Consider the following 14,269-nt stretch of genomic DNA (forward strand, 5'->3'; position numbering starts at 1 on the left):
GGCTTAACAGCTAACTACGGTTTTGATTGGAAAGATCAAAACGGTAATGATAAAGCTGACTTCTACCGTGCAGACCTTAACTATAAATTCTAATTTGATAGATAATCAAAAAAAAGACTCCTTCGGGAGTCTTTTTTTGTGCGTAATATAAAATAGCATGTGTAATTTCAATAAGACCTTTAATTATAGTTTTTAATAAATAGTATGCAGGCAATAGTATCTACTCAATTAATATGAAATAAGCCATTTATAATAGAGTGGTTTTGAATTTGATGAAAGTTTTATGACTATACTTTCTAGTCATTATTAGAGTTCTTACCGCTTATTTCTATCTAAATAGCCACTATTAATGGTATAATAAAGAGTATTTAAAATTTTTATAAAGGAGGCAAATATGAATCCTTCTTTTTCTCATATTAAAATGGTTGCCATCGATTGTGATGAAACTTTGGTACGTAGTGATAATACTGTATCTGATTATACAGTAGATGTGTTACATCGTTTACAGCAAAGGGGCATCGCTGTTACCATTGCTACGGGACGGATGTATCAAACGGCAAAGCCTATTGGGGCTGCTTTAAAGCTTGGCAATGTACCGATGATTTTGTTCTCTGGAGGACTCATTCAAGAATTAGAAACGGGGTGTAAACTATTTGAGCAGACCGTTTCTGTTGAGGCTGTACAGCGTATCTATGAATTAGCGAAACAATACGATTGGCATATACAATCCTATATAGATGATCATTTACTATGTCATCATAAAACGTGGCAGTCCGATCTCTATGAAGTTCAAACGGGAGCGAAAGCCGAGTTTTTAGGTGATAAGTTATATACTTTGGAGTCTGAACCAAATAAGCTGATCGCTATTGATACAGTAGAGGGGATTGACCAAATTATTGATACCTTGACTCCTGAAGTGGGCAATTTGGTTAATCTAGTTCGTAGTCAGAAAGACTTTTTAGAAATTGTTGCGCCTAATGTATCAAAAGGGTGTGCTTTGGCTCAACTAGGCTTAGATAATCATATTAGTCTAGAGGATATCGTTTCTTTTGGTAATGCAGAAAATGATATTTCTATGCTTCGTAAAACAGGCTACTCAGTAGCCGTTGAAAACGCTACAGATCATGTAAAATCTGTGGCTCATACAATTTGTGGTCATCATAATAACGATGGTGTGGCCCATTGGATTGAAGAGAATCTTTTATAATGGAGTATAACTATGGAAGCATTTCGTCTGTTGATTGTTACAGGTATGTCAGGTGCCGGTAAAACTCAAGTATTACAAGCCTTAGAAGATATGGGGTATTTATGTATTGATAATATTCCACCTGTACTTATTCCTAAACTGAGTGAAATATGTCGTCAAGGTGGAGAACGTACTAATCGAGTTGCCCTAGTTGTAGATATTCGGGGCGGTGAATTTTTTGAAGCCCTTTCTTCATCTCTAGATACATTAAAAGATATGAAGGTGGATTTTGAAATTGTATTTATGGATGCTACAGATGAGACTTTGATTCGTCGCTATAAGGAAAGTCGTCGTAGCCATCCATTGGCTCCAGATGGGCTGATTACAACAGGGTTAAAGAAAGAACGTCAAATCCTTAACTCTGTACGCCATAAAGCTGACTTCATAATTGATACTACTAATATGAAGACCGCCAGCTTGAAAGAATATTTAAAAACGCGTTTTACTCAAGTTGATGAAGGTCATGGTATGGCCATTACTGTAGTGAGTTTTGGCTTTAAATACGGTATTCCTCTTGATGCAGATATGGTTTGGGATGTTCGTTTCCTACCTAATCCATTCTATATTCCTGAGTTTCGCCATAAAACAGGTCGAGTAAAAGCGGTTAATGAATATATTCATTCCTTTGAAGTGACAGATGAATTTAAAAAACGTTACTTTGATACCGTAGACTTCCTTGTGCCAAATTATGAACAAGAAGGTAAGTCTCAGTTTATCGTAGCGGTAGGCTGCACAGGTGGTATGCATAGATCTGTAGCTATGGCAGAGGCGCTATATTCTCACTTATTAGAGAAAGGGTATCGCGTATCTGTTGAACACAGAGATATGATGAAAAATAATGTAGAAGAAGATTATAATCCTCATGATATTATAGCTCTTGGTAACTAGATAGGGGTTCATATGTTGCGAAAAGGATGGTTCCGGTGGCTAAACCCGGGTCTAAATATAAAACGTTGGCTTGCTCTGTTTAGTTGTGGTGTAGGTCTGTTAATCATTGGCATTTCTTTGATGTTTAACTATCAATGGCTTGCCGTTCTTGAAGATATTGTACTCGCTTTTTCTTTTAATATGACAGGCTTTTACAATTATAATGTACTCATCGCTGTGGGAGCGGTAATATTATCGATTGGCGCTATTTTAATGCTCATTGGTACGAGTAAAGTTATTAAAACGATTATTCGCGCCGTATTACCAAACCCTGATAGCAAAGTATCGGATATTATTTTTCAAAATATCCGCCTTGATAAGGGGCCAAAAATCGTCGTTATCGGCGGTGGTACGGGCTTATCAAATTTATTGCGCGGCTTGAAATCACATACATCAAATTTGTCAGCGATTGTAACGGTTGCTGATGATGGTGGTTCTTCTGGTCGCTTGCGTGAAGATTTTCAAATGATAGCTCCTGGTGATTTGCGTAACTGTTTAGTCGCACTAGCAGAACAAGAAGGGGTAATGGAGAATTTGTTCCGTTATCGCTTTGAGGGAGAAAACGAACTTTCAGGGCATAGTTTTGGTAATCTCTTTATCACGGCGCTTGCTCAAGTTTATGATGGCGATATTGAGGAGGCTCTTGAAGCGGCTAGTAAATTATTGCGTGTACGTGGTCGTGTAATCCCTTCTTCTACAGAGTTTATTAAATTGCGTGCTGAAATGACAGATGGCACTATTGTAGAAGGTGAAAGCAATATTCCAAATTCGGGTAAACGAATTCGTCATATTTATAGCGATCCGGCACAGCCTAAGCCAGAGGGGGCTGCATTGCGTGCCATTGATGAAGCGGACGTAATTATCTTAGGTCCTGGTAGTTTATATACAAGTATTATTCCAAATTTACTGACTGATAAATTGGCCTCTCATGTTCGAGCAAGTAAGGCTAATAAAATCTATATTGCTAATGTTATGACACAACCAGGAGAAACTACGGGCTATACATTAAATGACCATGTAGAGGCTCTGATTGAGCATGGTGGGGAAGGAATTATAGATACGGTTCTTGCTAATGATGGACCATTGCCAATTCAAATGGTTGAACAATACAGCGCTGTAGGTTCTGAACCACTGGTATTAGATACTAAAAAGTTACAAGCTAGAGGGATTCGCACCATACGTGCTACCTTAATTAGCTCTCAAAAACCAGCTGTTCACGATCCTGAACGGTTAGGTAAAGTTATTATGGATATCGTTCGTGCTATGCAATCTAACACTGAACCACATATCCTAGAGTATTATCTCCAACGAGATGATCATTAATGAGAAGGGATGCTCATGTCATTTGCGGAAGATGTAAAAAATGAATTATGCCAATATGAAGCCTCTAGTGATGCGGATGTGGCCATGAAAATAGAAGCGTCTTGCTTATTGCGCATGAGTGGCTCTATCATTTTAGGTATGAAAGGTGCCGTTGGTATTCGATTGGCAACTGCTAATAATGCGGTGGCTCGTCGTTTGCTCGGTATCTTAAAAAAGCAATACGAATTACCTACGAATGTATTAGTGCGACAAGGTTTAAACTTGCGTAAGAAAAATATGTATACTCTCTCTGTAGAACCTTCTATAGAGGGGAGACAGGCTTTAGAGGATCTCGCTTTATGGCCTGTAACTGAGCAAATTCCTCGCAGTTGGCTCAAATCAATGGAAGCGCGACGTGCCTTTTTACGGGGGGCCTTTTTAGGGGGAGGCTCTGTTAATAAACCACAAAGTGATTACCATCTTGAGTTTATGACGGGGAATGAGACTTTTGCTAGGGAAATTATTCATGTATTACGACTCTTTCACATTCACGCTGGTCTAACGGAGCGGAAGGACGAGTATGTAGTATATCTTAAAGAAGGGGATGCAGTAACAAATTGCTTGCAAATCATGGGGGCTCAATCGGCGCTTATGGAATTTGAAAACGTGCGGATTATGAAGACCGTACGAAATCAAATTAATCGTCAAGTCAACTGTGAGACGGCAAATCTACAGAAGGTTGTGGATGCAGCAGTTCGTCAGGTAAAAGCAATCCGTATTATTGATAGAGAAATCGGCATTGAAGAATTACCTGAAAAGTTGCGCGTCGTTGCAAGACTTCGATGGGAGAATCCTGAAGCGAGTTTAAAAGAACTTGAAGAGTTGATGGAGGGGGAACTATCTAAATCTGGAATTGGCCATCGACTAAAGAAGATTGAAGCATTAGCACTTACATATGACCCGTTGGGGCTCGAAGAAATATAGAGGTAATAATATATGTTTTCCTATAAATCAAGATATTGTGTAGCTGCGGCTATGGCCGTCATGGCTGCCCTTACAGGCCATGTAGAAGCTCGTGATATAGATTTACAATCAATTGGATATTTTCAGTTTTCTCCGTTGCCACCATCGTTGGTGTCTCAAACGGATACATTGCTCCTATCGGATAGTCCTGAATATGTAGGACCTGTAGGAGGTACGCTAAGTGCAGGTACAATTAATGGCAATGGTCGTATCTATTTCTATCATGTAAATGAAATGGATCTACCTCACAAGATTGCTATCGTCTTAGAAAACCAAACGGCTTACCCAACTTCAGTACATGTCATGAGACAGTTAAAATCTGTAGCTACACCTGACTATTTTGCAGCAGGTCGTGATTTGTCTCGGAAGGATTTGGAGCAACCTCTTAATGAAAGCCCTGATGCAAGACCGTTATACTCTCTTAGTATCCCACCACAAGGGCGTCAATTAATCTTTAGTGACTTAGAAAATACCCCGGTAAATCGAGATGCATTATTTACGGGGATCGTAGATATTAAAACAGAAGCACCTATATTTGCGCGTGTTATGATGCTGCCTATGGGGATGGACCCTGTAGATGCGTCACATTGGGTGAAAAATCTTCCAATCGACGAAATACAATTGCGCGGTACTTATACTGGTGCTAAGCGTAATATGGAGGTTACTACACCATTCGATACCGCTTTAGGTGGTGCCTTTGTAGAAATTGGTAATGACCGCGAAGATACGTTTATCAATGGTGTAGACGAAATGCAAAATAAAGCATTTGTTCGAGATCGTGGTAACTATGGCGTATCATATACGCTAAAAATTCCTACTAAGGGTAATGAACCATTTAGACTGTATTTTAACCCTCTTGGAGGGCCTTATTCTGGTTCCTTTACGGTAAAAACATTACATCAACAAGGTGCTAGAAGGGGACAGACAGATACACGGACTTACCACATTGGTGGTGCAGATGGTATTTCCGCATTAGGGAAAGGTACTATATTAGATAGCCGTCTTTTAGGGAACTATAATGCGGGCGATTTATTAACGTTAAACTTTATGCCAGCTGGTGCATCGAATTTGCCAATTCGTTTCTTGTTGATTCCTGAATCTCTTGCAAATCCACAAAAACATCAAACTATTGCTGTTAATGTACCGAAAGATGTTAAAGATATCTTAGGGCACCCAACTCAAGGGGGAACACAAATACCTGTAGGCCCTGTAGGTGGTAAAGATGGCGATAAAGGGACAGTAGATACTAAAAAATCTACTGTTGAAAGTCCAGCTAAACGGGCAGAAACGATTGCTCATGAAGAAACTAAAAAATTAAGTGATAAAGCCGCGGCAAATGCGAAAAAAGAAGAGCAACTTAAAAAGGCTAAAGAAGCAAAAGAAGCCTTGGCACGTAAAAAAGCTGAAGAGGCTCGACTAGCTGCAGAAAAAGCTGAAATGGTGCGAAAGGCTGCAGAAGCCAAACATGCTGAAATTGAACGTAAAATGGCTGAAAAAGCCGAAGCAGATCGTAAAGCTGCTGAACTGAAAGCGGCTCAAGAAGCTAAAGCTGCACAAGAAAAAGCAGCATTAGAAGCCAAAAAAGCTGAAGAAATGCGTCAAGCTGAAGAAGCTAAGCGCATTGAAGAAGCACGAAAGGCAGAGCTAGAGCGTAAAGCCGAGGAAGCTCGCAAGGCGGAAGCGGCTCGTAAAGCTGAAATGGCACGTATTGAGGCAGCGAGAAAAGCGGAAGCGGATCGGTTAGAGGCGGCTCGTAAAGCAGAAGAAGCTCGACTAGCAGCGGAAGCAAAACGTCTTGAAGACGAGCGTCGAATTGAAGCTGCTCGCATTGAGGCCGCTCGTAAAGCAGAGGAAGAAAGAAAAGCGGCCGAAGCTAAGGCTCGCTTTAAAGCGCAAAGAGCAGCAGAAAAAGCTGCTTTAGAGGCCCAAAAGGCAGAGGAAGAACGCTTGGCTGCTGAGACTAGAGCTCGTTTAGAAGCACAACGTAAAGCTGAACAAGCTCGTTTAGCAGAAGAAGCACGTAGAGCAGAAGAGGCTCGAAAAGCAGAAGCAGCTAGATTTGAGGCGCAACGTAGAGCTGAACAGGAACGTCTCGAAGCAGCGCGCCATGCTGAGGAAGCTCGAATCGCTGCAGAAGCTAGACGAGCTGAAGAATTGCGTAAAGCTGAGGAAGCTCGCGTTGCGGCAGAGGTTAAACGTGTCGAAGATCTTCGTAAGGCAGAAGCGGCACGTATTGCGGCAGAGGCTAAACGTGCTGAAGAAGCGCGTAGAGCCGAAGAAGCTCGCCTCATAGAAGAAGCAAGACGTGCAGAAGAGGCTCGTAAAGCAGAGGAGGCTCGCTTAGCTGCAGAAGCTCGTAAGGCAGAGCAAGAGCGACTTGCTGCAGAACGAGCTGAAGCAGAACGTCAAGCAGCAGAGGCACGACGTATTGCTGAGGAACGATATAGGGCACAATTAGAAGCGGAACGCAAAGCTGAGGCTGCTCGTCAACAAGCATTGGCTCAAGCTGAAATTGAGCGTAAAGCAAAAGAGCGTGCTGAAGCCATTCAACGTGTTCGAGATCAACAAGAGAGCGCTCGTCGTCGTGCAGAACTTGCACGTCAACAACTTGAAGCTGAACGTAAGGCAGCTCAAGCATCTAAGAGAACTCCTTCCTTCAGTGAACTTGATGATATTCATGAGGATACATCAAATGTAACTATTCCAAATGCTGTATCCATTGATGAGTTGACAAAACCTAGACCGACTGCATCTCAAAATACACGTCGTCGTGAGCAACGTCAACCTCAATTGTCGCCAAATCAGCAATATGTGCAGATAAATCCTGTAGCGAATGAGCCGCAACAAGATCAAATGCCATATACTCCACAAAATGAACAGCAAAATGATGAAGAAAATCCACCAAGATTATATCCACTAGGTTAAGGCCCTTAATTTCTAAAAAGAAATTTAAGATTAAAATTTACGATATAGTAGTGGCTTAATAGCTGTTTAAATATAGAGAGGACAAGCAATTTTATATGTTTGTCCTCTTTTTTAAATCCATATGAATTTTGTGTTTTACATTGACTTTCAAGGGTGGATTCAGTACAATAAATAAAGAAAATGCATATATGGTACGAGAGACCATTGCATAATACAATACCTTTTAATTTAGTCCAGAGAGGCTGAGAAAGGAATATAGTTGAAGTGCCCTTAAGGGCTTCTTTGTGCAAACTATTTGACCTTTTGCCCTGGGCAAAAGGTCTTTTTTGTTACGTGAGTTAGGAGGAAATCATGGGACAAGTTAGCCTAAAAGGCAAACATTTGTTAGGTTTGCAAAATGTGTCACCTGAAGAAATCAAATTGATTTTAGATGTGGCAAAGAAAATGAAGAAAATAGTTCTTTCTGATGACAAGAAGGTTCCACTTTTAAAGGGAAAATCAATTATTAATCTCTTTATGGAACCAAGTACTCGTACCCGTAGTTCCTTTGAGCTAGCCGGAAAATATTTAGGGGCTGACGTAATCAATCTTTCTCCTAGTGGTTCTTCCATGGGTAAAGGTGAAAGCTTCCGCGATACATTGTTAACAATGTCCTACATGGGCACAGATGCTATCGTAATGCGCCACAGCGCAGAAGGTGCACCTTTATACGCTACAAAAGCCGTAGATCCTATTATAATTAATGCAGGTGATGGTGCTCATGAGCATCCAACACAAGCTTTACTAGATATGTACTCTATTTTAGAGAAAAAAGAATCTATAGAAGGTTTAAAAGTCGTTATCATTGGCGATATAATGCATAGCCGTGTAGCAAGATCCAACATCTATGGACTTACAAAAATGGGGGCTGATGTACATTTAGCTGGTCCTCGCACAATGGTATATCCAGAACTTGAAAAATTAGGTGTTACCGTACACCATGATATTCGTGAAGCAGTTGCTGATGCAGATGTGGTAAACGTACTTCGTATTCAATTAGAACGCATTCACTCTGCACTATATCCTACAAATAGAGAATATGCACGCATCTTTGGTATCAATAATGAAGTATTAAAACTAGCTAAAGATGATGTAATGGTAATGCATCCAGGTCCAATGAACCGCGGCCTTGAAATCGCACCAGATGTTGCGTATTCTGATCAATCAGTAATTCAAGAACAAGTGCGCAATGGCGTAGCTATACGTATGGCTGTATTGTACTTAACTATTATCGGAGGTGACGGTAGTGAGCTTGCTTATTAAAAATGGTACGGTAGTAAATCCGGCGAAAAAACAAAACGAAGTAGCAGACGTTCTCGTAAAAGATGGTAAAATTGCAGCCATCGGTCAAAATTTAAGTGCAGATGGTGCAGAAGTATACGATGCTACAGGTCTTATCGTTGCACCAGGCCTTATCGATATTCATACACATTTACGTGAGCCAGGCCAAGAAGCGAAAGAAGACTTCCACTCCGGTACACAAGCCGCTGCAGCAGGTGGGTTTACACGTGTTGTAACTATGGCTAACACAAACCCTGTGGTAGATAATGCAGTTCTTGTAAGAGGTTTGAAAAAGCAAGCTGAACTTACAGGTGTTGTTAAAGTAGAATTCATTGGTGCCGTATCTAAAGGTCTTGAGGGTAAAGAACTTGCTGAAATGGGTGATATGGCAGAAGCTGGTGTTGTAGCCTTCTCCGATGATGGTCACTATGTAGAAAATGCGGCTTTCATGCGTCGCGCCTTAGAATACTCCTCCATGTTTAATAAAATGGTCATCGATCATGCAGAAGACATTACATTGACTAAGAATGGGCACATGCACGAAGGCATCGTATCTTATGAATTAGGTGTTATCGGTCGCCCTGCAGTAGCAGAAGACTTAGCAGTAGCCCGCGACATCTTATTGTCTGAAATGACAGGTGGTCACATTCATATCGCCCATGTAAGTAGTAAGAATACTGTAGATATGGTACGCCGTGCGAAGGCTAAAGGCCTTAATGTAACATGTGAAGTTACAAGTCAACATTTATCTTTTACTGATGAATACTTACGTGAATATAATCCAGCTTTCAAAATGGCTCCTCCAATTCGCTCCGAAGATCATCGTCAAGCATTATTGGAAGGTTTGAAAGATGGCACAATTGATGCGATTATTACAGACCATGCACCGCATGCGTTTGAAGAAAAAGACCATGAGTTCTGCTGCGCTCCAAATGGTTTCAGTGGTCTTGAAACATCTTTAGCCGCAGTTATTACGAATGCATATGGCCCTGATAAATTAAGCATCGATCAAGTTGTGTACCATATGAGTACTCGACCTGCAGAATTGATGCGTCTTGATGCGGGTGTTCTTGAAGTTGGTAAACCTGCAGATATCACTGTATTCTCTACGACTGAAGAATGGACTGTAGACCGCAATAAATTCTATACAAAAGGTAAGGTAAGCCCATTTGATGGCATGACTGTTACAGGCAAAGCTAAATTGACAGTAGTCGATGGCGAAGTTGTTATGAAGGAGGGCGTAGTCTTACAATGAAAGGCAAGTTAGTACTTGAAGATGGTTCCGTGTTTGAAGGTTCCTTATTAGGTGGCGCTCCAACAGTAGGAGAAGTCGTATTTAACACAGGTATGACAGGGTATCAAGAAATCTTGACAGACCCATCCTATGCGGATCAAATTATTACGTTAACATATCCTTTGGTTGGTAATTATGGTACTTTAAATTCTATTACTCAAGGTCCTAAACCATATTGCAAGGGTTTTATCGTAGGTGAATTATGTGATTTTCCATCTAACTGGCAAAATGAAGGCTTATTTAGTGAATACCTTCGTTTACACGGCATCCCTTGCCTTTATGATGTAGACACACGCGCTATAACGCGCGTACTACGTAATCATGGTGTAATGAAGGGCGTACTCGTACGCTCTGATTACCCCATGGAGAATATTCAAAAATTGTTTAAACAAGACTTGCCAACAGATCAAGTTATGCGAGTAACTACAAAATGGCAAGGTATGCGTGGCGATAAAAATGCAGAGTTCCACGTAGCTGTAATGGACTATGGTGTGAAGGAAAACATCCTTCGCTCTTTAGAAGTAGCAGGCTGTCGCCTTACTGTATTCCCAGCAGATGCAAAAGCTGAAGAAGTATTAGCAAGTAATCCGGATGGTATCTTCTTGTCCAACGGACCTGGAGATCCTAAGGACCTTGGTTATGCTGTAGAAGAAGTGAAAAAGATGTTTGGTAAAAAGCCAATTTTTGGTATTTGTATGGGCCATCAAGTATTGGCACAAGCCTTTGGTGGTTCTACCTTTAAATTGAAGTTTGGTCACCGTGGTTCCAACCACCCTGTACAAGATTTACGTACTGGCCGGGTGTATATTACATCTCAAAATCATGGCTATGCAGTCGATGATACTTCTTTGCCCGATTTTGTGGAAATTACACATCGCAGTGTAAATGATGGTACTGTAGAAGGTATGCGCCATAAAGAGTTGCCTATTTTCTCTGTCCAATACCATCCAGAAGCATCTCCTGGGCCTACTGATAACCTATACTTGTTTGACGAATTTGAAGCCTTGATGAGAAAGGGAAAATAATATGACATCAGAAGCAAAAAAAGTACTTGTAATTGGTTCTGGTCCAATTATTATCGGCCAAGCAGCAGAGTTTGACTATGCTGGTACACAAGCATGCCGTTCCCTTCGTGAAGAAGGTTATAAAGTAGTATTGGTTAACTCTAATCCGGCTACTATTATGACTGATACAGATATTGCGGATCGAGTATATGTAGAACCTATTAGTCTCGAGTTCGTAACAGAAGTTATTAAAAAAGAACGCCCTTGGGGCTTATTAGCTACATTAGGTGGTCAAGTAGGCCTCAATATGGCGGTACAATTGTCTGAAGCTGGTGTATTGGCTGAGTACGGTGTAAAATTGCTCGGTACTACATTAGAAGCCATTAAACAAGCGGAAGATCGTGAGCTTTTTAAAGAAGCGATGAGGGAAATCAACCAACCAGTTCCTGAATCCGATATCTTCAACGATCTTGAAGATGCTGTAGCCTTTGCTAACCGCATCGGCTATCCTATCATCATCCGTCCTGCGTACACATTAGGTGGTACTGGCGGAGGCATTGCACATAACGAAGATGAAATGTACGAAATCACAAGACGTGGTTTGAAACTTTCACCAATCCACCAAATTTTGGCGGAGCGTTCTGTGGCGGGGTGGAAAGAAATCGAATACGAAGTAATGCGCGATAGTGCTGATAACTGTATCATCGTGTGTAACATGGAAAATATTGACCCCGTAGGTGTTCATACGGGCGACTCCATTGTTGTGGCACCGAGCCAAACCTTGAACGATATTCAATACCAAATGCTTCGTACTGCATCTGTAGATATCATTCGTTATTTGAAAATCGAAGGCGGTTGTAACGTACAATACGCTTTGAATCCAAATAGTAACGAATATATCGTCATCGAGGTAAATCCTCGTGTATCTCGTTCTTCTGCATTGGCGTCTAAAGCAACTGGTTATCCAATTGCTAAGGTAGCCGCAAAAATTGCAGTGGGCATGACATTAGATCAAATTACTAATACTGTAACCGGCGAAACTAAAGCCTGCTTCGAGCCAACACTTGATTATGTGGTAACAAAATTCCCACGTTGGCCTTTTGAAAAATTCAATTTGGCAGATCGTACCTTGGGGACTCAAATGAAGGCAACCGGCGAAGTTATGGCCATCGACCGTTCTTTAGAAGGCTCCTTCCTCAAAGCAATTCGTTCTTTGGAAATTGGTTTAGACCATATTGAGCTTAAGAAAATCGCCCATGAATCCATGGAACAGCTTATCGAACGTTTACACTTAGTAGATGATGAGCGCATTTATGTAGTAGCAGAAGCACTGCGTAAAAATATTAGTGTAGAGAAAATTCACTACATTACTAAAATTGACAAATTCTTCCTTGAGAAGATTAAAAATATTGTTACTGTAGAACGTGCATTAGCTGAACATGGTTTGACAGAAGAAGTATTGCGTAAAGCAAAACGCTATTCTATGACAGACTCTGTTGTGGCACGCTATGCAAATACAACAGTAGAAGAAGTACAAGCAAAACGCAAGGAATGGAATATCCTTCCAACTTATAAATACGTAGATACTTGTGCTGCAGAATTTGAATCTAAAACACCTTATTACTACAGTGCGTATGCACAAGAGGATGAGGTTCGTCCATTAGGCGATAAATCCGTAGTAGTGCTTGGTTCCGGTCCAATCCGTATCGGACAAGGGGTAGAGTTCGATTACTGCTCTGTGCATTCTTCTTGGGCACTTCGTAAAGCGGGTTACCAATCTATCATGATTAACAATAACCCAGAAACAGTGTCTACCGACTTTGATATTTCTGATTCTCTATACTTTGAACCATTGACAGTGGACGATGTTATGGAAATTATCGATAAAGAACAGCCAGCGGGCGTCATTGCTCAATTTGGTGGTCAAACGGCTATCAATTTGGCAGGCCCATTGGCAGAACGTGGCGTCAAAATCCTCGGTACATCCGTAGATAGCATCGATATGGCGGAAGACCGTGAGCGTTTTGATGAATTGTTGGCGAAGCTTGGTATTCCTCGTCCAGTAGGTGCTCTTGTAACATCTGATGAAGAAGCACAAGCAGCGGCTAAGAATTTGAAATACCCATTGATTGTTCGTCCTTCTTATGTATTGGGCGGACGAGCTATGGAAATCGTATACAATGATAAAGAGCTCGATGTATATATGAAAGAGGCCGTAGTGGCATCTAAAGAACACCCGGTTCTTATCGACCGTTACATGGTTGGTATGGAGGTCGAGGTTGATGCTATATCCGATGGTACTGATGTATGTATTCCTGGTATTATGGAACAAATTGAGCGCGCCGGTGTTCACTCTGGGGACTCCATGGCTGTATATCCGGCTCAACATTTGGATCAAGCCTTGATCGATCAAATCGTAGATTACACATGTCGTATTGCGGTAGGTCTCAATGTTAAAGGTGTTCTAAATATCCAATATATCGTGGCTGACGGTGAGCTTAATGTTATCGAAGTAAACCCTCGTTCTAGTCGTACTGTACCGTTCATTTCCAAGGTTACAGGCATCAATATGGTTGAATGTGCAACTCGTATTGCCCTTGGTGAAAGTCTAAGCGCTTTAGGTTTACCATTAGGTCTTGTGCCTAATAAACCATATGTAGCGGTAAAAGCACCTGTATTCTCCTTCTCTAAAATGGGCCTTGTAGAAATTGCTCTTGGACCTGAAATGAAGTCTACTGGTGAAGTTATGGGTATTGGCCGCACGTATTCTGAAGCATTATTTAAAGCTATTAATGGTGCGAATATGCGTATTCCTGAGGATGGTACAATCCTCATGACTGTAGCAGATCGCGATAAAGAGGAAGCGAGTCAATTGGCAAAGGGCTTCATCGAATTGGGGTATCACATTGAAGCGACAGGTGGTACAGGTAAATACTTCAAGGAACATGGTGTTGACTGCAAAATAGTTAACAAGATCTCCGAAGGTGATGATAACTGTGCTGACCATATCCGTCAAGATAAGGTGGATCTAGTACTTAATACATTAACGGCAGGTAAACGCCCAGAGCGTGAAGGTTTCCAATTACGTCGTCTTGCAGTAGAAATGGGTACACCTTGCTTAACAAGTCTTGATACAGCACGCGAAGTATTGCGCGTCGTAGCAAATCGTAAAAATAATGCAAATTACACTGTAGAAGCGTTACAAGATTTTGAATTGGAGTAATAACC

9 protein-coding genes are annotated in these 14,269 nt (G+C 41.1%); all 9 read left to right on the top strand.

Features of this window, described 5'->3' with window-relative positions; all coding sequences use genetic code 11:
- Positions 1-394: 394 nt before the first annotated feature.
- The 9 genes from Q0507_RS05965 (at position 395) to carB (ending at position 14,264) form a co-directional block, all read left to right on the top strand.
- Positions 395-1,207, top strand: coding sequence for a Cof-type HAD-IIB family hydrolase (locus tag Q0507_RS05965; RefSeq protein WP_298713825.1), 813 nt, complete (start codon positions 395-397; stop codon positions 1,205-1,207).
- A 12-nt stretch (positions 1,208-1,219) separates the two neighbouring features.
- A complete protein-coding gene (rapZ, locus tag Q0507_RS05970; RefSeq protein ID WP_298713828.1) occupies positions 1,220-2,134 on the top strand; it encodes an RNase adapter RapZ in 915 nt (304 codons plus the stop codon).
- Between the two features lie 12 nt (positions 2,135-2,146).
- On the top strand, positions 2,147-3,496 hold the full coding sequence (gene yvcK, locus Q0507_RS05975; protein WP_298713831.1) for a gluconeogenesis factor YvcK family protein: 1,350 nt from the start codon (positions 2,147-2,149) through the stop codon (positions 3,494-3,496).
- A gap of 15 nt (positions 3,497-3,511) precedes the next feature.
- Entirely contained in the window at positions 3,512-4,459 is a 948-nt protein-coding gene (gene whiA / locus Q0507_RS05980; RefSeq protein WP_298713833.1) for a DNA-binding protein WhiA, read from the top strand.
- Positions 4,460-4,471: 12 nt separating this feature from the next.
- The gene (locus tag Q0507_RS05985; RefSeq protein ID WP_298713836.1) at positions 4,472-7,423 is read left to right on the top strand and encodes an ATPase; all 2,952 of its coding nucleotides are present in this window, start codon (positions 4,472-4,474) and stop codon (positions 7,421-7,423) included.
- A gap of 351 nt (positions 7,424-7,774) precedes the next feature.
- The gene (locus tag Q0507_RS05990) at positions 7,775-8,725 is read left to right on the top strand and encodes an aspartate carbamoyltransferase catalytic subunit (protein ID WP_298713839.1); all 951 of its coding nucleotides are present in this window, start codon (positions 7,775-7,777) and stop codon (positions 8,723-8,725) included.
- Positions 8,709-9,998 (top strand): dihydroorotase, encoded by a 1,290-nt coding sequence (locus Q0507_RS05995; RefSeq protein WP_298713842.1) that lies wholly within the window; start codon positions 8,709-8,711, stop codon positions 9,996-9,998. The genes Q0507_RS05990 and Q0507_RS05995 overlap by 17 nt, the downstream gene beginning before the upstream one ends.
- On the top strand, positions 9,995-11,062 hold the full coding sequence (gene carA, locus Q0507_RS06000) for a glutamine-hydrolyzing carbamoyl-phosphate synthase small subunit (RefSeq protein WP_298713846.1): 1,068 nt from the start codon (positions 9,995-9,997) through the stop codon (positions 11,060-11,062). Before Q0507_RS05995 ends, carA begins: the two co-directional genes overlap by 4 nt.
- A gap of 1 nt (position 11,063) precedes the next feature.
- Positions 11,064-14,264, top strand: coding sequence for a carbamoyl-phosphate synthase large subunit (gene carB / locus Q0507_RS06005; RefSeq protein WP_298713848.1), 3,201 nt, complete (start codon positions 11,064-11,066; stop codon positions 14,262-14,264).
- Positions 14,265-14,269: the final 5 nt, after the last annotated feature.

Origin of the sequence: uncultured Veillonella sp., from assembly GCF_938010505.1 — a bacterium.
Lineage (GTDB): Bacteria > Bacillota > Negativicutes > Veillonellales > Veillonellaceae > Veillonella.

Excerpts from the sequence above, each read along its gene's own strand:
- Q0507_RS05965 (WP_298713825.1), top strand. The coding sequence starts at position 395 with ATGAATCCTTCTTTTTCTCATATTAAAATGGTTGCCATCGATTGTGAT.
- rapZ (WP_298713828.1), top strand. The coding sequence starts at position 1,220 with ATGGAAGCATTTCGTCTGTTGATTGTTACAGGTATGTCAGGTGCCGGT.
- yvcK (WP_298713831.1), top strand. The coding sequence starts at position 2,147 with ATGTTGCGAAAAGGATGGTTCCGGTGGCTAAACCCGGGTCTAAATATA.
- whiA (WP_298713833.1), top strand. The coding sequence starts at position 3,512 with ATGTCATTTGCGGAAGATGTAAAAAATGAATTATGCCAATATGAAGCC.
- Q0507_RS05985 (WP_298713836.1), top strand. The coding sequence starts at position 4,472 with ATGTTTTCCTATAAATCAAGATATTGTGTAGCTGCGGCTATGGCCGTC.
- Q0507_RS05990 (WP_298713839.1), top strand. The coding sequence starts at position 7,775 with ATGGGACAAGTTAGCCTAAAAGGCAAACATTTGTTAGGTTTGCAAAAT.
- carA (WP_298713846.1), top strand. The coding sequence starts at position 9,995 with ATGAAAGGCAAGTTAGTACTTGAAGATGGTTCCGTGTTTGAAGGTTCC.
- carB (WP_298713848.1), top strand. The coding sequence starts at position 11,064 with ATGACATCAGAAGCAAAAAAAGTACTTGTAATTGGTTCTGGTCCAATT.